The 21,723-nt window shown below is 65.1% G+C and carries 20 protein-coding genes and 2 pseudogenes; 17 read left to right on the forward strand and 5 right to left on the reverse strand.

The window, feature by feature from the left end; translation table 11 throughout:
- Positions 1-31: 31 nt before the first annotated feature.
- Positions 32-577, reverse strand: a complete 546-nt coding sequence (gene msrB, locus C7H84_RS22425; RefSeq protein WP_121860817.1) for a peptide-methionine (R)-S-oxide reductase MsrB — start codon at positions 575-577, stop codon at positions 32-34.
- A gap of 874 nt (positions 578-1,451) precedes the next feature.
- Here msrB and C7H84_RS22430 point away from each other — a divergent pair.
- Positions 1,452-1,817: pseudogene (locus C7H84_RS22430) on the forward strand (DUF1016 N-terminal domain-containing protein); the annotation flags it as partial.
- Positions 1,818-2,169: 352 nt separating this feature from the next.
- Here the strand turns inward: C7H84_RS22430 and C7H84_RS22435 are convergent.
- Both C7H84_RS22435 and C7H84_RS22440 read right to left on the reverse strand, forming a co-directional pair.
- On the reverse strand, positions 2,170-2,406 hold the full coding sequence (locus C7H84_RS22435; protein WP_205611448.1) for a hypothetical protein: 237 nt from the start codon (positions 2,404-2,406) through the stop codon (positions 2,170-2,172).
- Between the two features lie 257 nt (positions 2,407-2,663).
- On the reverse strand, positions 2,664-3,914 hold the full coding sequence (locus tag C7H84_RS22440) for a LysR family transcriptional regulator (RefSeq protein WP_121860818.1): 1,251 nt from the start codon (positions 3,912-3,914) through the stop codon (positions 2,664-2,666).
- On the opposite strand from C7H84_RS22440, the gene C7H84_RS36510 reads away from it, so the two are divergent.
- The 9 genes and pseudogenes from C7H84_RS36510 (at position 3,904) to C7H84_RS22480 (ending at position 13,170) form a co-directional block, all read left to right on the forward strand.
- Positions 3,904-4,182 (forward strand): hypothetical protein, encoded by a 279-nt coding sequence (locus tag C7H84_RS36510; protein ID WP_205611449.1) that lies wholly within the window; start codon positions 3,904-3,906, stop codon positions 4,180-4,182. The two genes, C7H84_RS22440 and C7H84_RS36510, sit on opposite strands and share 11 nt — an antisense overlap.
- Positions 4,183-4,387: 205 nt before the next feature.
- Complete coding sequence (locus tag C7H84_RS22445; protein WP_121860819.1) at positions 4,388-4,927, forward strand: hypothetical protein; 540 nt, start codon at positions 4,388-4,390, stop codon at positions 4,925-4,927.
- Between the two features lie 78 nt (positions 4,928-5,005).
- Positions 5,006-6,310, forward strand: a complete 1,305-nt coding sequence (locus C7H84_RS22450) for a gallate dioxygenase (protein ID WP_121860820.1) — start codon at positions 5,006-5,008, stop codon at positions 6,308-6,310.
- Between the two features lie 134 nt (positions 6,311-6,444).
- Positions 6,445-7,794: an aromatic acid/H+ symport family MFS transporter gene (locus C7H84_RS22455; RefSeq protein WP_121860947.1), complete on the forward strand. Its 1,350-nt coding sequence runs from the start codon at positions 6,445-6,447 to the stop codon at positions 7,792-7,794.
- Positions 7,795-7,867: 73 nt separating this feature from the next.
- A complete protein-coding gene (locus tag C7H84_RS22460; RefSeq protein WP_121860821.1) occupies positions 7,868-8,893 on the forward strand; it encodes an amidohydrolase family protein in 1,026 nt (341 codons plus the stop codon).
- A 2-nt stretch (positions 8,894-8,895) separates the two neighbouring features.
- Positions 8,896-9,579 (forward strand): 4-carboxy-4-hydroxy-2-oxoadipate aldolase/oxaloacetate decarboxylase, encoded by a 684-nt coding sequence (gene ligK / locus C7H84_RS22465; protein ID WP_121860822.1) that lies wholly within the window; start codon positions 8,896-8,898, stop codon positions 9,577-9,579.
- A gap of 14 nt (positions 9,580-9,593) precedes the next feature.
- Complete coding sequence (locus C7H84_RS22470; RefSeq protein WP_121860823.1) at positions 9,594-10,301, forward strand: substrate-binding domain-containing protein; 708 nt, start codon at positions 9,594-9,596, stop codon at positions 10,299-10,301.
- A 226-nt stretch (positions 10,302-10,527) separates the two neighbouring features.
- Entirely contained in the window at positions 10,528-12,309 is a 1,782-nt protein-coding gene (locus tag C7H84_RS22475) for a tannase/feruloyl esterase family alpha/beta hydrolase (protein WP_240462079.1), read from the forward strand.
- A gap of 67 nt (positions 12,310-12,376) precedes the next feature.
- A pseudogene (locus C7H84_RS22480) lies at positions 12,377-13,170 on the forward strand (porin).
- 215 nt (positions 13,171-13,385) lie between these two features.
- On the opposite strand, the gene C7H84_RS22485 reads toward C7H84_RS22480, so the two are convergent.
- Positions 13,386-13,967 carry a TetR/AcrR family transcriptional regulator gene (locus C7H84_RS22485; protein ID WP_121860825.1) on the reverse strand — a complete coding sequence of 194 codons (582 nt, stop codon included), beginning with the start codon at positions 13,965-13,967 and terminating at the stop codon, positions 13,386-13,388.
- Positions 13,968-14,201: 234 nt separating this feature from the next.
- On the opposite strand from C7H84_RS22485, the gene C7H84_RS22490 reads away from it, so the two are divergent.
- Positions 14,202-14,864 (forward strand): DUF3313 domain-containing protein, encoded by a 663-nt coding sequence (locus C7H84_RS22490; protein ID WP_121860826.1) that lies wholly within the window; start codon positions 14,202-14,204, stop codon positions 14,862-14,864.
- Positions 14,865-14,953: 89 nt separating this feature from the next.
- Positions 14,954-15,172: a hypothetical protein gene (locus tag C7H84_RS22495; protein WP_121860827.1), complete on the forward strand. Its 219-nt coding sequence runs from the start codon at positions 14,954-14,956 to the stop codon at positions 15,170-15,172.
- A gap of 214 nt (positions 15,173-15,386) precedes the next feature.
- Here C7H84_RS22495 and C7H84_RS22500 read toward each other — a convergent pair whose 3' ends face one another.
- On the reverse strand, positions 15,387-15,827 hold the full coding sequence (locus C7H84_RS22500; RefSeq protein ID WP_162999343.1) for a DUF2059 domain-containing protein: 441 nt from the start codon (positions 15,825-15,827) through the stop codon (positions 15,387-15,389).
- 448 nt (positions 15,828-16,275) lie between these two features.
- Between C7H84_RS22500 and C7H84_RS37675 the strand changes: the two genes are divergently transcribed.
- From C7H84_RS37675 to glyA, 5 genes are all read left to right on the forward strand, one after another.
- Positions 16,276-16,446, forward strand: a complete 171-nt coding sequence (locus tag C7H84_RS37675; protein ID WP_335622148.1) for a DUF6726 family protein — start codon at positions 16,276-16,278, stop codon at positions 16,444-16,446.
- A 570-nt stretch (positions 16,447-17,016) separates the two neighbouring features.
- A complete protein-coding gene (locus tag C7H84_RS22505; RefSeq protein WP_121860829.1) occupies positions 17,017-18,306 on the forward strand; it encodes a glycine betaine/L-proline ABC transporter ATP-binding protein in 1,290 nt (429 codons plus the stop codon).
- A complete protein-coding gene (locus C7H84_RS22510) occupies positions 18,303-19,190 on the forward strand; it encodes a proline/glycine betaine ABC transporter permease (protein WP_121860830.1) in 888 nt (295 codons plus the stop codon). The genes C7H84_RS22505 and C7H84_RS22510 overlap by 4 nt, the downstream gene beginning before the upstream one ends.
- A gap of 153 nt (positions 19,191-19,343) precedes the next feature.
- The gene (locus tag C7H84_RS22515) at positions 19,344-20,225 is read left to right on the forward strand and encodes a glycine betaine ABC transporter substrate-binding protein (RefSeq protein WP_121860831.1); all 882 of its coding nucleotides are present in this window, start codon (positions 19,344-19,346) and stop codon (positions 20,223-20,225) included.
- Between the two features lie 157 nt (positions 20,226-20,382).
- Positions 20,383-21,678, forward strand: coding sequence for a serine hydroxymethyltransferase (gene glyA / locus C7H84_RS22520; protein WP_121860832.1), 1,296 nt, complete (start codon positions 20,383-20,385; stop codon positions 21,676-21,678).
- The last annotated feature ends 45 nt before the right edge of the window (positions 21,679-21,723 follow it).

Below are 21,723 nucleotides of genomic sequence, written 5' to 3' on the forward strand. Positions count from 1 at the left end.
GTCTCCGGTCGTTCAGGAGGGCGGCGGCGCGTTACGCGGCGGCCGGGTGGAAGGCGAGCGCGAGCCCGTTCATGCAGTAGCGCAGGCCGGTGGGTTGCGGGCCGTCGTCGAACACGTGGCCGAGATGGCCGCCGCAGCGGCGGCAGTGCACTTCGGTGCGCGTCATCCCGAACGACCCGTCGACCTCGGTCGCGACCGCGTGGTCGAGCGGCTTCCAGAAGCTCGGCCAGCCGGTGTGGCTGTCGAACTTCGTGCTCGATGAGAACAGTGCAAGGTCGCAGCCCGCGCACGCGAACGTGCCGCGGCGGTGCTCGGCGTTCAGCGGGCTGCTGTACGGCGGCTCGGTGCCGGCGTCGCGCAATACCGTGTACTGGGCGGGTGTCAGGCGACGGCGCCATTCGGCGGCGCTGCGGGTGATCTCGAACGGGGCGGCCATCGATGCGGCGGCCGGCTCGGGCGCGGCGGGCGGCGCGGCGAACACGCGGCCGACGAGCGCGCGCCGGCCGGTGGACGACAGCGCCGCGAGCGCGGCGAGGCCGGTGGCGCCGGCGAACAGCAGATGTCTGCGGGTGGGCATGATGGGCTCCTGGAAGCAGGTGCTGAAAACATGCGCACAGAGTAGGCAGAGGCCGGTGTCGAAGTCCTCACGGAAAGTTAAATGAATTGTGAAGATTGGGGTGGTCCGTCGGGGGCGCGATGGAATCCGTCCAGGCTCCGACTGGCAAGGGCCTTCGCGCGGGTGAGCCGCCGATGTCTATCGAGTACTTGTCTTCGACGCGTTTTTTATTCCGTTTTTAGTGTTCGTCGAGCGGCGTGGCGAATCCGGACTTTGGCTTGCCGGTCGCATCAGAGGGGGCACGAGCGTTGTTTGACTGCGGTCGTGCATCACGCCGAGCTGTGATGCGCGTATGGACGACGCGGAAGCTTGACAGTTTTTTCGTAGAAACTTCAGGGGCGAGTTAGGACCTGCGCGATTGTGCAGTGAAAGAGGGTCGCGATGGGCTCCGCCGAAGTCGTCCATTGCGAGGCAGGATCCGGCGGAATGAAGGGGAACATAGTAAGGGCTATGTTACCCTTCATTTCGGGATAGGCCTGCCCATGCCATGGAACTCGCGACTCGTTCTAACTAGTTTTGTAGTACCCCAGCGGGGGCGGATGGGGCAAGTGCGCTCACAGGCTCAGGTCTTCGCCCCCGGCGCAATACCGGGTCCGACCTGGTGGGTCGACCGGTGGCGCGGCATCTTCTGCGACGGAGCTATCGATCGAGCGCGCCGCAGGCAACAGTAAGATGGCGATGGGCGAATTCGCTCCTCGGCGTGGGGGAGTGCGGGAGCGCGCTCGGCAGGGTTCCGCTGCTGTCGAGATTCCGGTAACGTGGCCATCGCTGGGCGCTGCCTGCCGGCATCAATTTCTTGGATCCCGACAAGGTGGCCGAGCTGATCTTCACCTCCCTGTTGACTGACTGATGTTCGCCACCAATGCCGCGCGGGCCGGCGCGGTCGCCGTCAATGCCGCATTGACGTCGCTCTATTGGCAGGTCGGGCGCGATCTTCAGGACGATGTGCTGCGCGGGGAGCGCGCCGGCAAGGGGCAACAGATTGTCCCGGAGCTTAACCAGCGGCGGACGGCCGAGTATGGAGGTGGCTGGAGCGAGCAGCAGTTGCGTCACTGAATGCGCGTGCTTATTTCCCGACGAAGCAATTCTCTCCGCACTGCGGAGAGAATTGAGCTGGACCCACTTGAAGACACGGACGTATCTCGACGATCCGCTCAAGCGCGACTTCTACATCGAGCACTGGCGCCTGGAGCGCTGGTCGGACGCACGTTTTCGAGGTAAGCGCCCTCACGTTGATACTGGACACTGGCGTCGCCTACGTGGTCAGTAGGTTCTACTTGAACGGCTGAGAAGAGGGGGGGCGGCGTACCTAGCCGGATGTTTCGCACGCTCAATCCGACGTCATGCTTGGGGGCGCGACCGTGGCGCGTGTCTCGAGGATGCTGTTGACAGTGGCACCGTTTCTAATCGGAGGGGTACCCTTCCGAGCCTGCCGAACGTTGCGTGCGTCAAGTTCCGCGGCTACGCTTTACACATCGCCTGCCGTGTGCGGGTAGTCGGTTTCCGGCGTCGCCCGCCAAGTTCGGGAGATGCCTCCTACAAAGCGAACGGCATCAAGTCTTTGGCTGGCGTTCCGCGAGCTTGGCGTTGAATTCATCGAGGAGCGCTTGAACTAGACCCGACGCGAAGCGCTGGTCTCGCACCAAGGCATCATCGTCGGCCTGGTAGTGGAATTTCGCGTAACTGACTGATCCGACCTTCTCGTATCCCTCGCCATGTTCGTCATCGCAGAAGCAGCGGTGCAGGGCCGAGAGTCCCGCTTCGATCGCGCCGGGATGCGTCTGCGACAACGCCCGCTGCACGAATAGTTCAGCAACCTCGTCAATCTTCCCGCATACCTCAGCACATGGATGAGGCCGGCCGCATCCTTGTTTCCCATGCGGTCGTCTAGCGCCAAGGCGTTCAGAATGACGAAGGCAGGCACGTCGGCGAAGCGAACCGCCTCAGTAGAGATACCTCCACCGTCCAACAATTTGCCTGTGATCTCCCATTCCTGAAACCATCATGCGCGATGCCGGCGTACTTTACGGCGAGCGCGGAGACACGTTCACCGTCCACGTTTAGCGTGCGGCGTGCGTGCGACCTCGCTCGCCACCACACGAATTGCGTCGATCAACGCGCGCGCGGCCGGCGACGGCGGGCTGCCGGCGCGCGTCATCAGCCCGATGTCCCGAGTCGTTTCGCGCAGCGGCACATCGAGCACGACCAGCAGCCCCGCTTCGCATTCGTAGTGCAACTGCTGCGCGGACAGCACCGCGAGCATGTCGGTGTGCAGCAGCAGGCCGCGTATCACCGCGAGGTCGGCGCTCTCGACCGTCGGCATCGGCGGCTTGAGTTTCATGCGCCGAAACAGCGATTCGAATAGGCCGCGCGCGGGCGAATGGCTGCGCGGCAGGATCCATTGCGCACCGGCAAGGGTCGCGAGCGCGAGGTTGCGCACGCCGGCGAGCGGGTGATCGCGCCGCGCGAGCACGACCAGGTTCTCGGACATCAACCGTTCGTTCTCGAGGTCGTTCGCCGGATCGCTCGCGCGCAGCGCGCCGAGGATGAAGTCGATGTCGCCCGCGCGCACACCGGCGATGAGCGCCTCGTACGCGCTTTCGTCGGTGATCACGTGCACTTTCGGAAACCGAGTGACGACGCGCGCGACCGCTTCGGGCAGCATCAGCGTGCGGCCGAGCGGCAGCGCGCCGACGGTCACGACACCCTGGATGCTGCCGTGCAGCGCGGCGACGTCGTCGGCGACGTGCCGCAGTTCGTTCAGCGCGCGCCGCACGTGCAGCAGGAACGTCTCGCCGTCGGCTGTCAGCAGCAGGCCGCGCGGATGCCGATGGAACAGCGCGAAACCCGCGCCGCTCTCGAGAATCCGGATCGCGCTGCTGACGGCCGGCTGCGTGACGCCGAGCGCACGCGCGGCGCTCGGCATGTGACGGTGCCGCGCGAGCGTCGAGAACAGCAGGAGCCGCCGCGTGTTGAGCAGGTAAGCCGGCAGGCCGCCGTCGGCCGATGCGCGGCGGCGCGACTGGCGCAGCGCACACCAGTTCGCGAGCGCGCCGAGTTCGGCGATCACGCGCTCTCCGCGCTTGAGCACCGCACGGCCGACCGGCGTCGCCAGCATGCCGGACGGCTTGCGGTCGAACAGCGCTTCGCCGACGGCCGTTTCGAGCTCCTGCACCGCGCGCGTGACGGCCGACTGCGCGCGAAACAGCGTCGCGGCGGCGCGGCTCACGCTGCCCGTTTCGGCAACGCGCTGCACCGCGTAAAGGCAGGCGAGATTCGGAAGGTCGGTGTTGTCCATGGGTGTTCGGGCGGTGTGCGTCGCGGCGGCCGAGCATACGACATGCGTGCATCTGTGCGGCCTGCGCCGGCAGCGCAGCGGGTTGAACGACTTTACCGGAACGGTGGCCGCGGAGCTTGCGTTGGGCTTATTGGCGCATCTGTTTTATTTATCGGATGTGAATCGCCGACTGATCGGCTGCGGCTCGCTCGCCGCCGGACGCGGCCGCACGAGCGCCATATCCGGCGGGCTTCCGGGCCATCGGCGACGCGGTACGCATGCCGGTTGAGAGCTTGCCGGATATGCGGTTACGTCGGGGTGCAAGGGTTTACCCTGACTTTGTTGCCCCGGCCGCGACTGAGTAATTTCAATCCCGGGAGCCGCAAGCACGCGGTTGCCGGCGCATCGGGCCGCCATCTGATTCATTGTTCGTCCGATCACGAAAAGGGACCGGCGCGTGGCGCGGCACCTGCAACTACGAGCGAGGCAGCGTAATGGGACGACAGCACATCATCGGAGCACGCGAATCGGCGGACGCATCCGCGGACAGCACGCCGCTTTCCGACACGGTACGCGCGGGTATTCGCGGCGGGTTCGCGGGCGCGGTGCTGATCTGGGTCTACGAGGCGCTCGTGTGGGTTGGCGCGCAGCACCTGATGCCGCTCGCCGGCATCCCGCGCAACGCGACGGGGCTCGTGTTCGGCAGGGCCGCACAGGACGCGCTCGGCATCGGCGCATACTTCATCGGCACCGCAATCCATTTCGCGTTCGCGCTGTCGTGGGGCATCGCGTTTGCGGTGATCTGGCCGTGGTTCCGCCGGCGCGGCTTCGAGGCGACGTTCGTCGCGCTGTTCTTCGCGATCGTCGCATGGATCGTGATGCACGCGCTGATCATGATCGCGTCGAGCAATCATCCGAACTATTTCGACCCGAACGTGATCATCGGCGGGTTCATGTCGCATTTCGTGTTCTCCGTTCCGCTCGCGCTGGTCGTCAAGCGCAGCCTTGCGCCGCAGCCGCACGGGCGCGCGTAGTGAGCGAACGCGCACGCATTCAATCAGCAACGGACGGCGCGGCCGGACCGCATCAGAGCATCACGAAGGAGCATTGGCATGGCACGGATTATCGGAGGCATCGCGGCCTCCCACACGCCCACGATCGGATTCGCGTTCGACAAGAACAAGCACGACGATCCCGTCTGGGCGCCGATCTTCGAAAACTTCGCGCCGCTGGCCGCGTGGCTCGCCGACAAGCGTCCCGACGTGCTGCTGTTCATCTACAACGACCACGTGACGTCGTTCTTCTTCGATCACTATTCGGCGTTCTCGCTCGGCGTTGGTCCGCAGTGGCATCCGGCGGACGAAGGCGGCGGCGCGCGCGACCTGCCGCCGGTTGCCGGCCACCCGGCGCTGGCCGCGCATATCGGGCAGTCGCTGATGGCCGACGAGTTCGACATGTCGTTCTTCCAGAACAAGCCGCTCGACCATGGCTGCTTTTCGCCGCTGTCGGTGCTGTGTCCGCACCGCCCCGACTGGCCGGTGCAACTGGTACCGCTGCAGATGGGCGTGCTGCAGTTGCCGGTGCCGTCCGCGCGCCGCTTCTATCGGCTCGGCCAGGCGCTGCGCCGCGCGATCGAAAGCTATCCGGAAGACCTGCGCGTCGCGATCGTCGCGACCGGCGGACTGTCGCACCAGGTGCACGGCGAGCGTTCGGGCTTCAACAATCCCGAATGGGACGCGAGTTTCCTCGATCTGCTCGAGCGTGACCCGGAGCGCCTGGCCGGCATGCCGCTCGGCGAATACGCGACGCTCGGCGGCTTCGAGGGCGCCGAGGTCGTGATGTGGCTCACGATGCGCGGCGCGTTGCCGGCGGGCGTCGTGTGCCGTCACCGCGGCTACTACCTGCCGTCGATGACGGGAATCGCGACGGCTGTCTACGAGCCGGCGGACACCGACGTCGACGAGGCGGCGGCCGAGCGTCACCGGCGGCGGATCGCGGTCGAACTCGCCGGCGTCGAGCAACTGGCCGGCACCTATCCGTTCACGATCGACCGGGCCGTGCGCGCGTACCGGATCAACGACTATCTGCACCGGATGATCGAGCCCGCGCATCGCGCGCAGTTCCTGAGCGACCCCGAAGCGAGCTTCGCGGCCGCGGACCTCAGCACGGAGGAGCGCGACCTGATCCGTCGGCGCGACTGGCTCGGCCTGCTGCGCTACGGCGTGATCTTCTTCCTGCTGGAAAAGCTCGGCGCGGTGACGGGCATATCGAACCTGCATATCTATGCGGCGATGCGCGGCGAATCGCTGGAGGACTTCCAGCGCACGCGCAACGCGCCGGGCGCGCTGTACTCGGTGGCCGGCAAGAGCGCCGGGCCGCTCGGCTGGGACGGCGCGGACAAGCTGGGCAAAACGTAACGCGGGACGAAGGCGCGCGCGGGATCGCGGCGCCTGCCCGACTGGAAGGTCGGAACCTCGGAAGCGTAACAATCCATATAAATAGGATGACGAATCGATAGATCGATCGTCGCCAAGGAGACAGGAGAGTCATGATGGCAGGTGGAAAGACAATCGACGTCAAGTCGTTCATCGACGAGCGGCCCGTGTCGCGCTACCAGTGGCTGCTGGTCGTGCTGTGCTGCCTCGTCGTGATTGCCGACGGGATGGACGTCGCGATCATGGGGTTCGTCGCACCGTCGGTGATTCGCGACTGGGCGATCTCGCGTCCCGAGTTCGGGCTCGTGATGAGCGCGGCGCCGATCGGGCTCGTGATCGGCGCGCTGCTGGCCGGCCCGAGCGCCGACCGGTTCGGCCGCAAGCGCGTGCTGATCGCGTCGGTGTTCCTGTTCGGTGTGTTCACGATCGTGACCGCGCACGCGCAGTCGCCGTTCGAGATGGCGGTGCTGCGGCTGCTGACCGGCATCGGCTTGGGTGCGGCGATGCCGAACACGACGACGCTGCTGTCGGAGTACGCGCCGCAGCGGATGCGTGCGCTGATGATCACCGTGATGTTTACGGGCTTCAACCTCGGCTCTGCGCTTATCGGCTTCGTCGCCGGCTGGCTGATTCCGCTGCACGGCTGGCGCGCGGTGCTGCTATTCGGCGGCGCGCTGCCGCTGCTGCTGATTCCACTGCAGTTGTGGCTGCTGCCCGAATCGGCGCGGCTGCTGGCCGTGCGCGGCGCGCCGTCGCAACGCATCGGCGCGCTGCTGAACCGCGTGTGCGGCGCCCGGTTCACTGGCAACGAGACGTTCGTGTCGAACGAGCCGCCGCTGCCGACGCGCAAGCCGATCGGCGTGCTGTTCTCGCAAGGCTATGGCCGCGTGACGCTGTCGCTGTGGATGACGTACTTCATGGGGCTGCTGGTGATCTACCTGCTGACCGGCTGGCTACCGACGCTGATCAAGGATGCCGGGTTGTCCGTCGGCACGGCCGCGAACGTGACCGCGATGTTCCAGATCGGCGGCACGATCGGCGCAATCGGCGTGGGCTGGCTGATGGACCGCGTGCGGCCGGCGCCGGTGATTGGCGCCGCGTATCTCGGCGGCGGGCTGTGCGTGGCCGTGCTTGCCTGGGCGGGGGCGTTGTCGTCGTCGCTCGCGTTGCTGGTGTTCGCGGCCGGTTTCTGCATGAGCGGCGCGCAGACCGGGCTGAACGCGTATGCACCGGGTCGCTATCCGACGGTTGCACGCGCAACCGGCGTGAGCTGGATGCTCGGGATGGGCCGCTTCGGCAGCATCTTCGGCTCGGCCATCGGCGGTGCGCTGCTCGGCCTCGGCTGGAAGTTCGACGCGATCCTGTCGATGCTCGCAGTGCCGGCCACACTGGCGGCGATCGCGATCATGACGACGCAGCGTGCGGCCGTGCCCGAACCGCAGGAACTCGAAAACCCGGCGCACTGACGCACGTCGCACACCGCCGTCTGGCGCGGCCGTCGGCAGAGTGCCGGACACTTCATCCAATGCAGGAGCATCAATGATCATCGATATCCACGGTCACTACACCACCGCGCCGAAGGCGCTGGAAGCGTGGCGCAATCGCCAGATCGCGGCGCTCGGTAGTCCATCGGAGCAACCGAAGGTGGCCGAGCTGAACATCGGCGACGACGAGTTGAGCGAATCGATCGAGCACAATCAGCTGCGACTGATGCGCGAGCGCGGCCTCGACCTGACGATCTTCAGCCCGCGCGCGAGCTTCATGGCGCATCACATCGGCGACTTCGCGGTGTCGAGCACGTGGGCGGCCGTGTGCAACGAACTGTGCCATCGCGTCCATCGCCTGTTTCCCGATCACTTCGTGCCGGCCGCGATGCTGCCGCAAAGCCCGGGCGTTGATGTCGCGACCTGCATTCCGGAGCTCGTGCGCTGCGTCGAGGAATACGGCAACGTCGCGATCAACCTGAATCCGGATCCGTCCGGCGGCCACTGGACGAGCCCGCCGCTGTCGGATCGCTACTGGTACCCGATCTACGAGAAGATGGTCGAGTACGACATTCCCGCGATGCTCCACGTGAGCACGAGCTGCAACGCGTGCTTCCACACGACCGGCGCGCACTACCTGAACGCCGACACCACGGCGTTCATGCAGTGCCTGACCTCCGACCTGTTCCGTGATTTCCCGACGCTGCGCTTCGTGATTCCGCACGGCGGCGGTGCGGTGCCGTATCACTGGGGACGGTTCCGCGGGCTCGCGCAGGAGCTGAAGAAGCCGCCGCTGAAGGACCATCTGCTGAACAACGTGTTCTTCGATACGTGCGTGTATCACCAGCCCGGCATCGACCTGCTGACCGGCGTGATCCCGGTCGACAACATCCTGTTCGCGAGCGAGATGATCGGCGCGGTGCGCGGCATCGATCCGGAGACCGGTCACTACTACGACGACACGAAGCGCTACATCGACGCATCGTCGCTCGATGCGCAAGCGCGTCACAAGATCTACGAAGGCAATGCGCGGCGCGTGTATCCGCGCCTGGATGCGCAACTGAAGGCGAAGGGGCTTTGATCATGACTGAACTCGGTGTGGTGTACCGCACGATCCAGCGTGCGGATTCGGATGTGGCGGCGCGGCTCGGCGCGCTCGGCTCGGCGACGGTGCACGAGGCGATGGGCCGCACGGGGCTGCTGAAGCCCTACATGCGGCCGACCTATCCGCGCGCGCAGGCGTCCGGCACGGCCGTCACGGTGCTGCTGCATCCGGGCGACAACTGGATGATGCACGTCGCGGCCGAACAGATCCGGCCCGGCGACGTGGTCGTCGCGGCAATCACCGCGGATTGCACGGACGGCTATTTCGGCGACCTGCTCGCGACGAGCTTCAAGGCACGCGGCGCGCACGCGCTGATCATCGATGCCGGCGTGCGCGACGTCGCGGTGCTCGAGGCGATGCAGTTCCCGGTTTGGAGCAAGGCGATTTCGGCGAAAGGCACGATCAAGGCGACGCTCGGTTCGGTGAACGTGCCCGTCGTATGTGCGGGCGCGCTCGTCCACCCCGGCGACGTGATCGTCGCGGACGACGACGGCGTGGCCGTGGTACCGGCCGCGCGCGCGGCTCAGGTGCTCGAGAAGGCGGCGGCCCGCGAAGCGAACGAAGCGGCGAAGCGCGCGAAGCTCGCGTCCGGCGTGCTCGGCCTCGACATGTACGACATGCGCGAGCCGCTGCGTCAGGCCGGCTTGCGCTACATCGACTGATTCAGGGGGACGCGATGATGCAGACACCGGAAGCGGCGCTGGCCGTCACGGGCATCTCGTCGATGGCGACGCGGCCGGTGCTCGCGCGGCTTGCCGCCGCTTACGAGCGCGACACCGGCGCGCGCGTCGCGATCACGTCGGTAGGCGGCGTCGACGCCGCGCGGCGCGTGCGCGACGGCGAGCCGTTCGATGTCGTCGTGCTCGCGTCCGATGCGATCGAGCGGCTCGCGGCGGATGGTCACGTCGGGCCGGGCAGCCGCGTGGACGTCGCGCGCTCGGGCATCGCGGTCGCGGTGGCGAGCGGCGCGCCGCGCCCAGACATCGGCACCGAAGCCGCATTGCGCGATGCGGTCCTGGGCGCAGGCCGGATCGGCTATTCGACCGGGCCGAGCGGCACGCACCTGATGCGCCTGTTGGCCCGCTGGGGCATCGCCGACGCGATCGCGCCGCGCATCGTGCAGGCCCCGCCGGGCGTCCCGGTCGGCGCGTTGATCGCATCCGGCGAGGTCGAGCTCGGCTTTCAGCAGACGAGCGAGCTAATGCACGTGCCGGGCGTCGCGATCGTCGGCGCGCTGCCCGACGCGGCGCAGGCGGTGACGGTGTTCGCCGCCGCGGTCTCGGCCGTCGCGCGCGATCGCGTGGCCGCGGCGCGATTCCTCGCGTATCTGGCGTCGCAGGAAGCCGCGCACATCAAGCGCGAGCACGGGATGGAGCCCGCATGAGGCCGATGCGGCCAGATCGATAAACGAATCGGATGGGATTCGCCGCGTTTCGCAACGGACTCCAGAGAATTGATTCGCGATACTGATGAAATGATGTGCAGTGGTCTCGATCACACGGTTCATCGAAGAATCGATACAACGTCGCCGCTTCGTCCGTTCGGGGCGGGCGGTATATCCGGCAGAAAGACAGGAGACAGGCATGCATACGAACTGCAGGGCAGGGTGGATGGCGCGCGCATGGCATCGCGTAACACGCATGAGGCGCGATGCGCGGGCCAGGGTATTGGCGGTCGGCTTCGTGTGGCTGTGTGCGGTGCTGACGGGCTGGCCTAGTGCGGCGAACGCGGCGAGCACCGCCGGACTCGCGAACCTTCCGGCGGTGATGCCCGCGATGTCGTGTCCGTCGGTCGCGGCGCTCGACCTGAGCGGCGTGACCGACGGCACCGTCACGATCACGTCGGCGGTGCTGCTGCCGGCCGGCACGGTCGTCGGTAACAACACGTTGCCGGCGCCGATGTGCGACGTGAAGGGCACGATCGGCCCGGGCGCTTCGCTGTTCGAACTGCAGCTGCCGACGCAGGGCTGGACGCAGCGTTACCTGCAGACGGGTTGCGGCGGCCTGTGCGGCAACCTGTCCGTCAATGCGCCGATGGCATCGACGTGCGTGCCGGTGACGAACGGCACGATCGCGATGGCTGCGACCGACATGGGCCACGAAGGCGGCAACGACGGTTCGTGGGTGCTCGACCCGAAGGCGAAGATCGATTTCGCATACCGCGCTGAACATGCAACGGCTCAGGTCGCTAAGGCGATTATCGGCAAGTTCTATGCACGCCCTGCGCGCTACGCGTACTTCGACGGCTGCTCGGACGGCGGCCGCGAAGCGCTGATGGAGGCGCAGCGCTTCCCCGACGACTTCGACGGCATCGCCGCCGGTGCACCGGCGAACGACCTGATCGTGCAGAACACGTTCCACCATGCATGGCCGAACGCGGTGAACACCGACCCGAAGACGGGCAACGCGATCCTGCTCGCCGGCAAACTGCAGATGCTGCACGCGGCCGTGCTGAAGGCGTGCGACGCGCTGGACGGCGTGGCCGACGGCGTGATCGACAATCCGCGCGCGTGTCGCTTCGATCCCGCGACGATCGTCTGCGCGCAAGGGCAGTCCGCCGCGACCTGCCTGACGCCGCAGGAAGCGGACGTCGTCCGCCGGATTCACGACGGCGCGACGACCGCGGACGGTACGCGGCTCGAGCCGCTCGTCGCGCGCGAATGGGGCTCCGAGCTGAATTGGACGCTGTTCGTCCCGGCGACTGCCACTGCACAGAGCGGCACGATCGGCTTCGTGCTGCCGTTCCTGCGCTATCTCGACTACTACAACGCGTCGTATCCGTCCGCGGCGATCGGCGACCTGAAGTTCACGCTCGACGGGTTCGCGAAGACGGTGCCGGTGTCGAACTACCTGGCCGCGACCGATCCTGACCTGAGCCGGTTCGCCGGGCGCGACGGCAAGCTGCTGCTGTGGCACGGCCTGGAAGATCAGCACATCTCGCCGCGTTCGAGCATCGCGTACTACGAAGCGATGAAGCACTACATGGGCGACGCGAGAGTCGACCGCTTCGCCCGCTTCTACCTGTTCCCGGGCGTCTCGCACTGCGGCGGCGGCCAGGGACCGAACGTGTTCGACATCCTGTCGCCGCTGATGGCGTGGACCGAGACGGGCGCGACGCCGGACCGGATCGTCGCGTCGATCGTCGACGCGAACGGCAACACGACGCGCACGCGCCCGGTGTTCCCGTATCCGGCTACCGCGCGCTACACGGGCACCGGCAGCACCGACGACGCGGCGAACTTCGTCGCCGATACGCCGAAGGCCGACCCGTTCGTCGACCTGCACTGGGCCGGCGAATGGCTGTACTCGCCGGGTTACGAGGCGCAATGTCAGGCCCAGGGTTCGCAGCTCGTCTGCAAGGGCGGCAGCGGCTGGCATGCATATCGTCCGTGACCGGACGACAGCGCGGCATGATCACAACAACACACGCATGCAACAACGCAAGGAAGGAGACACATCGATGAAGAAGCAGGCATCACAGGTCGCGCTGACCGCCATCGCGATGGCGGCGGCCGCACCGGCATTCGCGCAGAGCAGCGTCACGCTGTACGGGATCGTCGACAACGGGATCGGCTACCAGAGCAACGCGATGACGCTCAGCTCGACGAGCGGCGGCAAGTCGGTGGTCAGGATGAACCAGGGGGTGTGGGCGGCAGCCGTTTCGGCTTGAAGGGTGCCGAGGATCTCGGCGGCGGCACGAAGGCGATCTTCGCGCTCGAATCGGGCTTCAACTCGGGCACGGGCGCGACGCAAGACACCGATGCGATGTTCGGGCGGCAGGCGTGGGTCGGGCTGACCAATGCAACCTACGGCACGCTGACCGCGGGACGGCAGTACGCGTCGTACTACCAGACGATGTCGGCATTCAGCCCGACGACGTGGGTCACCGGCTACTACGGCGCGCACCCGGGCGACGTCGACGGGCTCGACACGATCTATCGCGCGAACAACACGCTCGAATACACGTCGCCGAAATGGTATGGCCTGACGCTGAGCGGCTCGTATTCGTTCGGCGGCGTGGCCGGCAGCACCAATGCCGGCTCGACATGGGCAACCGGCATCCAGTACGCGGCCGGCCCGCTCGGCGTCGGCCTCGCGTTCGAGCGCGTGAACAATTCGAATACGGCCGGCGGCACGAGCGGCGCGGGCAGCATCGTCGACGCGACCGCGACGCTAGGTGACGGGTTCAACTCCGCGCCGTCGTCGACCGGGAACCAGTTCGCGTTCGGTGCGGGTATCATTCATCGGTTCTGATGCAGGTCTGACAACGCGCGCATCCGGCGGCGTCCGAATGGCGCGTATAAAGCAGAGTGCGCCCACATCGGGTTCTGCAGCCGGCGAATCGCAGGCGGTATCGGCCCGAGCGGGATCATCCTGTTCAATGCGCCGTCGGCCGCTACACCGACTGTTCGCATGCGGCTTCGGACTTCACATACTGACTCAGACCGCAAAGTCGAGAGATCGACCGATCACTTCCGTTTCTGCTTGACCGCCTTGGCTTGCCAGCTTTCCTCATCCAGCAGGCGGGCGAAAAGCCGGTTTCGCATGGCGCCGGTCAGCGGCATCAGGCCAAGCAGTACGTTGAACGCAATGCCGCTCGCCGCGAAGTAACGCAGCAGCGAGAGTTCGAAATCGCCCGACTCCTTGTCCATGGTTTTCAACTTGTCGGCATTGCCGCTCTCCCGGCCCACGAGCAGTTCCGGGCTTTCGATGATTGCCGCCAGCACGGCGCGTGCGACCGAGTTCGGCTGATTGATGGCTTCCCGGAAAATCGCGATCTGGGCAGCGAGGGTTGGCTCGGCCTTCGATGCACCCTCCTTCACGAGGTAATCGCGCCCAAACTGTTCGAATTGCTGCTGCTGGAATTCGAGCAACGCCTCGAGCACACCCTGCTTGGTACGGAACTGGTGCAGCAACCCGCCCTTGCTGATGCCGCTTTCACGCGCGAGCGCGTCGAACGTCAATCCACCGACACCATCACGTGTGAGGATGCTGAGTGCTGCATCGATTGCCTTCTTGCGGGAAATTTCCGAGCGAGTTTGGTTGTCCATTGAGTTGTCACGATGGCGTCGCGCTGATGCGCAGTGAGGGGCGGTAGCGCGAGATGAGCTCGAGAGAGCTCCCCCGCTGCCAAGCGTGACATTGTACCTTCTCGATTCTCGTCCACAATACAAACCGGATAGACGGTTTACACGTCATAAAGGCGATGCTACGCTAGCCCCGCATCAACTCTTTTCGCAATTTCACCTCTGGTGCCGGCCGGGGCACCTTTCACGGATTCCGACATGCTCACCATCAAATTCAGCTCTTTTATTTTTTCAGGCGTCACGGTGTTGACGTTGGCCGCATGCGCCGGCGTGCAGCCTGCTGCCTATTCGGGCATTGCATCCTCATCCCAGCTGGCACCGAACCGCGGCGGCGACGCCGCAAAGGTGCCGTACCGATATGCGCCACGCGTCGACTGGTCGCGCTACCGGCAGGTGATGGTGGATTCGGTCGTCGTGTATGCCGGTCAGGACAATCAGTTCGGCGACTTGAAGGCCGAGGACAAGGCGGCGCTTGCCAATTACATGGGGAAGGTGTTTGCCGACAACCTCTCGAAACGCTTCCCGGTCGCTCCTAAGCCGTCCCCTGCGACGCTGCGTGTGCGGCTTACGCTCACGGGCGCGGAGAAAACCACGGCGGTTGTCGGACAAGCCATGCATTTCGATATCGCCGGCAATCTGTATAACGGCGTGCAGGCAATTCGGGGCGGCAAGGGCGCGTTCAGCGGTTCGGTGTCGTACGCCGTCGAAGTCTACGACAGCACGAGCGGTCAACTGCTGATGGCTTATGTGACAAAACAGTATCCGAACGCCATGAACCTGCCGGCCGCGTTCGGTTCGCTGAGTGCGGCCCGGACCGGTATCGACAAGGGCGCGGATGCGCTCGTTGCCGAGCTCCGGTGATGGCGAGGATGTCACGCTCGCCGCAACGCCGCGGGTCGATGTCGAGACATCCCTGATGACGTGACCGACATCGACAAGGAGCCGGGAGTATGCGCGAAATCGCCTATCTTATTCTTACGACGCCACCACCGGTCATGGTTTCGATCGTGTTCCTAGCGGCCTATGTGGCGATCGTGACTCCTGCTCACATGATCCGTGGCGCGCTTGCGCGGGACATTTTCGGTACGATGGCCGGTGTCTTCGCGTCGCTCTTCTATCTGACGCTCGTGCTGGGCTCCCAGACCGACATCCAGAACCTCTTTGAATGATCGCGCGTGGGACTGCGTCGACTGCAGGCGATGGAGTGGACCCGCCCGGGTCACATTGATCGCCCTATTGCCGCGCGGAAAAGAGCGTGGGCGAATACACGTGCCATCGCCCGGATTGGACACCGGCACGGCGACCTGTGGGGCCGTTCATGGCGTGCCGCCCGGCGGGCATGGACATCCGGCCGTAACACCCGCGTCATGCAACCACGCTTCCTCAGTTTTCATCTATCCGCGGTCGAATGCGGGAAACGGCTTTGTCCATCTCCGGCATGATCGTGGTTCGACCTTTGCTAAGCCATGCCTGGCCAGCGGAACTCGTGTAGAAATCGTTGACGCTGCGGAGTTCGTCTATCGTGAAATTCCTTGCGCAGCTATCCGTCAACTGCTTGAGTACCGGATCCCTGAGATCGTTGACGGCGTCTTCGACCATCTCGCGATAGGTGCTGGCGTCCGACGATCCTTTCGGTCTGCGCTTGCCACCGGCGATCCCGTACGATCTTCTGACGAGATCGCGGATACGCTGGTCCATATCGTCTTCCATGCCTGATGACGAGAGCGCCTGACGGCAGAGGGTGCGCTTCTCGCCGAATCGATTCAAATCGTCGAGACCGCGGAACTGAGCATGTGCCGTCGAAACACAACCGATCGTTGCCATGCAGGACACGATCAGGGTGACGTATGAAATCCTCATTTGGGGCCCATGCTAGAAGCCGTTCGTCAAGTAAGGAACGTCGGTTGAAAATACCGTCACGATGATGAAGACGCTCACGAGCGATGCAACAAGCGGGGCTGCAATCACAAGCAGCGGGCTGATTGAAAATCCGGGGCTCGTGGTGGATGTGGTGGAGTGGCGCATGGTCGCTGTTCGATAAGTGACAGAAGGGAGTACGGGCTGCTGTGTGCTCGACACGGTCATTTGAGCGTTGGTTACGCGTTGAGCGATGGATCGAGCAGTGCATGTCGTCGCCAGTACGGATTCGACATGAACACCATGCTAGCATACAAACCGTCTAGACGGTTTGTATGCTAGCATGGTGTTCCGGACATAGGTCTACAAGTCAGGCCTGTTTGGAAGATGTGTGGATCGCCACCTGGAGGTTTCTATGAAGTGGTTCGTTCGAGCCGTTTGCGTTGCAAGTTGTATCGCCCTTGGCGGATGCGGCCTCGCTGCAGCACCGTGTCGTATCGCGTCTGCTGGGATCAAGATCGTGCCGGTTGTGGGACACGTGGCTGCGGCGCCGACGGACGCGTGTGCGACCGTGATCGATCCGTGAATATTGAGTCGGCTTCCAAGCTTCGGCGACACGAAGTTTCGCGCTTTCCCGCTGCTGCGCGCGCTTGCGGCGGTGCACCGGCGTATCTGGTACCGCGGCACATCGACGCAACCGGAATGCGCTCGATTCCGTCTTCTTCCATCATCGATCGTTCGGTCCCGGTCCTGATTCGAAGGTCGTTTACGCAGTCACTGACCTGATTTCTCGGTAGTTTCCCTTAAGTCCCCACGTCGGGATTTTCCCCTAGCGGACGCTTCCGCGCGTTGCACGCGCCGCTGGGCCGCCGTCTCCGCCAAATCCCGCACAGCCGCGCCGGCATTGCGTTTCACATAATTCGCACGGTTTTGGGGCGATCACGCCTTTTCGCCCGTATTCGATGCATTACCAAAGGTATGGAAAAGCGCACAGAAAATGTATCTGGAGCGACGAAATTGGATTGATACGCTGCAATCACTGCATCAGCGCCGTCAACCACGCAGGAGCGGCATCGGGCCCAAGCGACAAGCGGGCAATCGATGACGATTCAGACGAAGTTCGCGGCTTCCCTTACCAGTTAGTCGGGATGACAGAATGGCTCCAAATTTGACGTTTGCGCCGGGCGATGTACTTCCCCCCGGAGCAATCCACGCCGACGGTGCGCCGTCGATCGCCCGGTCGAGTATTGCGACCGGAACCGACATCCTGACCGTCAAGCACCTGTCGAAGATTTTCGGCCCGAAGCCCGAGCGTGCGATCGAGATGATGAAGCGCGGCGTCGGCCGCAACGAGATCTTCGCGGAAACCGGCAACATGGTCGCGGTCAACGACGTGAGCCTGAGCGTGCGCGCCGGCGAGATCTTCGTGATCATGGGACTGTCGGGCTCCGGGAAATCGACGCTCGTCCGGCTGCTGAACCGCCTGATCGAGCCGACGTCCGGGCAGGTCGTGCTCGAAGGCCGCGACATCGCACCGATGTCGACGCCGGAACTGCGTGACGTCCGGCGCCAGAAGATGGCGATGGTGTTCCAGTCATTCGCACTGCTGCCGAACCGCACCGTGATCGACAACATCGCGTACGGGCTCGAAGTCGCGGGGATCAAGAAGGCGCAGCGCTACGAGGTCGCGCGTGCGGCGCTGGAGCGCGTCGGTCTCGGGTCGTACGAGAAGCTGCTGCCGAGCGAACTGTCCGGCGGGATGCAACAGCGCGTGGGCCTCGCGCGCGCACTGGCGGTGAATCCGTCGGTGCTGCTGATGGACGAGGCATTCTCCGCGCTCGATCCGCTGATCCGCTTCGAAATGCAGAACGAGCTGCTGCGCCTGCAGAAGGAAGAGCAACGCACGATCGTGTTCATCTCCCACGATATCGAGGAAGCCGTCAAGATCGGCGGCCGCATCGGCATCATGAAGGACGGCTGCCTGATCCAGGTCGGCACACCGGCCGAACTGATCCAGACACCGGCGGATGACTACGTGCAGGACTTCTTCCGCAACGTCGACGTGTCGCGCTTCCTGAAGGCGGCGAGCATGATGACGCAAGTCGAGCGTGGGCTGCTTCGCTGCGATGCGGGCACGCCGTCCGACCGCTACCTGAACCAGCTGATCGACAGCGGTGCGGAATGCGGCTACGTGTGCGACGAATCCGGCCGTTACCTCGGCTGCGTCACGCCCGCCACGCTGCACCGGTCCGGCACGAAGCCGATCCGCGACGCATTCCTGAACGACTTCAACGCGGTGTCGATCGATACGGACCTGCATCGGCTCGCGTCGATCGCGCTGACGCAGCAGCACGACGTGCCGGTGACGGATGCGGCAGGACAACTGGCGGGCGTCGTGTCCTGCCGGACGATACTCAAGCAGATGATGCAACGGAGGGCAGCATGAATTCGTCGGTGATCGGGAAGTTCGCGGAGAATTTCGTCAACTTTCTGTTTCTGCATTTCCGTGGCGGCTTCGACACGTTCTCGGCGGGCCTCGGTGCGGTCGTGAAGCTGCTCGAGGACGGTCTCGCCGCCGTGCCGTTCATCGCGATGGTCGTGATCCTGGTGGGCCTCGCACTGTGGCGCCGCGGCGTCGTGTTCTCTATCTTCGTCGGCTGCGCGCTGCTCGTCATTCACTACATGGGCCTGTGGGCGCAGACGGTGTCGACCCTCGCGCTCGTCACCGCGGCGACGTTCTTCAGCCTCGTGATCGGTGTGCCGCTCGGCATCTGGGGCGCGCGCAACAACCGGATCGGCATGATCCTGCGCTCGCTGCTCGACTTCATGCAGACGATGCCCGCATTCGTGTACCTGATCCCGGCCGTGATCCTGTTCGGGCTCGGACGCGTGCCGGCGGTGATCGCCACGATCGTGTTCGCGATGCCGCCCGTCGTGCGCCTGACGACCCTCGGCATCCGGCAGGTGCGCGAGGAACTGATCGAAGCCGGCCGCTCGTTCGGAAGCACCGACTGGCAGCTGCTGTGGAAGATCCAGCTGCCGAACGCGTTGCCGTCGATCATGGCCGGCGTGAACCAGACAATCATGATGGCGCTGTCGATGGTGGTGGTCGCATCGATGATCGGCGCGGGTGGCCTCGGCGAATACGTGCTGAGCGGGATCCAGCGTCTTGACATCGGGATCGGCTTCGAAGGCGGGCTGGGCGTCGTGCTGCTCGCGATCGTGCTGGACCGCCTGACCGAGAGCTTTGGCGTGAAGGCGAAGAAGAAGGTGAAGAAGCCGATGGTGCGTGCCGGCAAGGCGGGCCCGCGTGGCGCCGCACGCACCTGACGGATGCGGCAGTCGGCGGTAATCGAAGGACGATGAAGCGCCGCGGCCACGGGGCCGTGGCGGAACCGGTGTAGCAGTGCGTGGAGACCAGAAACGCCGATCGAAGGCGTTCCTCACCCTTGGAAGACTCGCGTTATTAAAAAGGAGTACTAGATGAATACCCATACGTTCAAGTCGCTTCTGGCGAAACTTGCGGTATCGACGGTGGTTGCCTGCAGCGCAGGTGTGGGCGCGGTGTCGGCTGCCGAGCCGGTCAAGATCGCGGTCACCAACTGGGCGGACGTGCTCGCGGTGGCCAACGTAGCGAAGTACGTGCTCGAGACGCAGCTCAAGCAGCCGGTGCAGTTCGTGCAGGCCGACATCGGCATCCAGTACCAAGGGGTCGCGCGCGGCGATCTCGACATCATGGTCGGCGGCTGGCTGCCGGTCACCCACGGCACGTACTACGCGAAGTACAAGAACGATCTGGATGACGTGGGCATCATCTACACCGGCGGAAAGAACGGCTGGGCCGTGCCGACCTACGTTCCGGAAGCGGAGCTGTCGTCGGTCGCCGACCTGAACAAGCCGGAAGTCAAGAGCAAGCTGAACGGCACGATCCAGGGCATCGAACCGGGTGGCGGCCTGATGCAGGCGTCGGAGAAGACGATCAAGGCCTACAACCTGGACGGCTATAACCTCCAGGCATCGAGTGAGGCCGGGATGCTGGCCAGCGTGTCGCGTGCGTACCAGTCGAAGCAATGGATCGTCGCGACGGTCTGGAGCCCGCACTGGCTGTTCCAGAAGTGGCAGATGCGTTACCTGAAGGACCCGAAGGGCACGCTGGGCGGTGAAGAGCAGGTCCACGCATTCGCATCCAAGAAGTTCGCAGGCAAGTTCCCGCGCGCCGACGTGTTCTTCAAGCACCTGAAGCTGACGCTGGCCGATGTCGAGGCGATCGAATTGGAAGGCAACAGCACGAACGACTACGCGACCGCCGCGAAGAAGTTCGTCGACGCCCATCCGGAGAAGCTGAAGGCATGGCTACAGCAGTAAAGCCACGCGCCGGTCATGTGGACGACGAGATTGGCGTCGTCCGCGCGCGCGTGTCGGCCGCTGCCGATGGCCGGGGCCGTCACGACGGTGCCGGCCTTGCAGTGTGCGGTACAGGCAATCCACGCAGCACGTAACGAATCGCGTCGCGGAGTCACAAGTGAACGAGAACGCCCGCTTTTTTGCCGAAACACTCCAGAGCCGGGATCCGGTGATCGCATCGGAAATCGCGTTGGAGCTGCGTCGTCAGCAGACGCAGATCGAACTGATCGCGTCCGAAAACATCGCCTCCGCGGCGGTGCTGGAAGCACAGGGCACCGTGTTGACGAACAAGTACGCGGAAGGCTATCCGTCGCGCCGCTACTACGGCGGCTGCGACCATGTCGACCGGATCGAGGCGCTCGCGATCGACCGCGCGTGCGCGCTGTTCGACGCGAGCCACGCAAACGTGCAGCCGCATTCGGGCGCGCAGGCCAACGGTGCGGTGATGCTCGCGCTTGTCAAGCCGGGCGACACGGTGATGGGGATGTCGCTCGATGCGGGCGGCCACCTAACGCACGGCGCGCGTCCCGCGTTGTCGGGCAAGTGGTTCAACGCGGTGCAGTACGGCGTGAGCCCGGACACGCTGCGCATCGACTACGACGACGTGCGCCGGCTCGCGCAGCGCCATCGCCCGAAACTGATCATCGCCGGCTACTCCGCGTATCCGCGCGCGCTGGACTTCGCCGCGTTCCGCGAGATCGCGGACAGCGTCGATGCGAAGCTGATGGTCGACATGGCGCATATCGCCGGCATCGTCGCGGCCGGCCGGCATCAGAACCCGGTGCCGTTCGCCGATGTCGTGACGTCGACCACGCACAAGACGCTGCGCGGTCCCCGCGGCGGCTTCATCCTGACGAACCGCGCCGACGTCGCGAAGCAGATCAACTCGGCGGTTTTTCCGGGGCTGCAGGGCGGTCCGCTGATGCATGTCGTCGCCGGAAAGGCGGTGGCCTTCGCGGAAGCGCTGCGCCCGGAGTTCACCCGCTATATCGACCAGATGCTGAGCAACGCGCAGACGCTAGCGCAAGTGCTGACGGCCGGCGGCCTGACGCTCGTCACCGGCGGCACCGACAACCACCTGCTGCTGCTTGACCTGCGCGCGCGGCGCATCACCGGCATGCAGGCCGAGAAGGCGCTGGAGCGTGCCGGCATCACCTGCAATAAGAACGGGATTCCGTTCGATACGGAAAACCCAACCGTCACGTCCGGGATCCGGCTCGGCACGCCGGCCGGCACGACGCGCGGCTTCGGCCCCGCGGAGTTCGAGCAGATAGGCGAAATGATCCTCGCGGTCCTGGCGGCGCTCGAGCGCAATTCGGACGGTGATGAGGCGGTCGAGCGCGCGGTCCGGACCCGCGTGCGCGACCTGTGCAACCAGTTTCCCATCTACGCGCATGCGGAGGCGTTTGCCTGATCGCCGGCACCGGATCGGACGGACACGCGGTTCGCACCGCATGAC

The organism is Burkholderia sp. Nafp2/4-1b, assembly GCF_003635165.1.
Classification (GTDB): domain Bacteria; phylum Pseudomonadota; class Gammaproteobacteria; order Burkholderiales; family Burkholderiaceae; genus Burkholderia.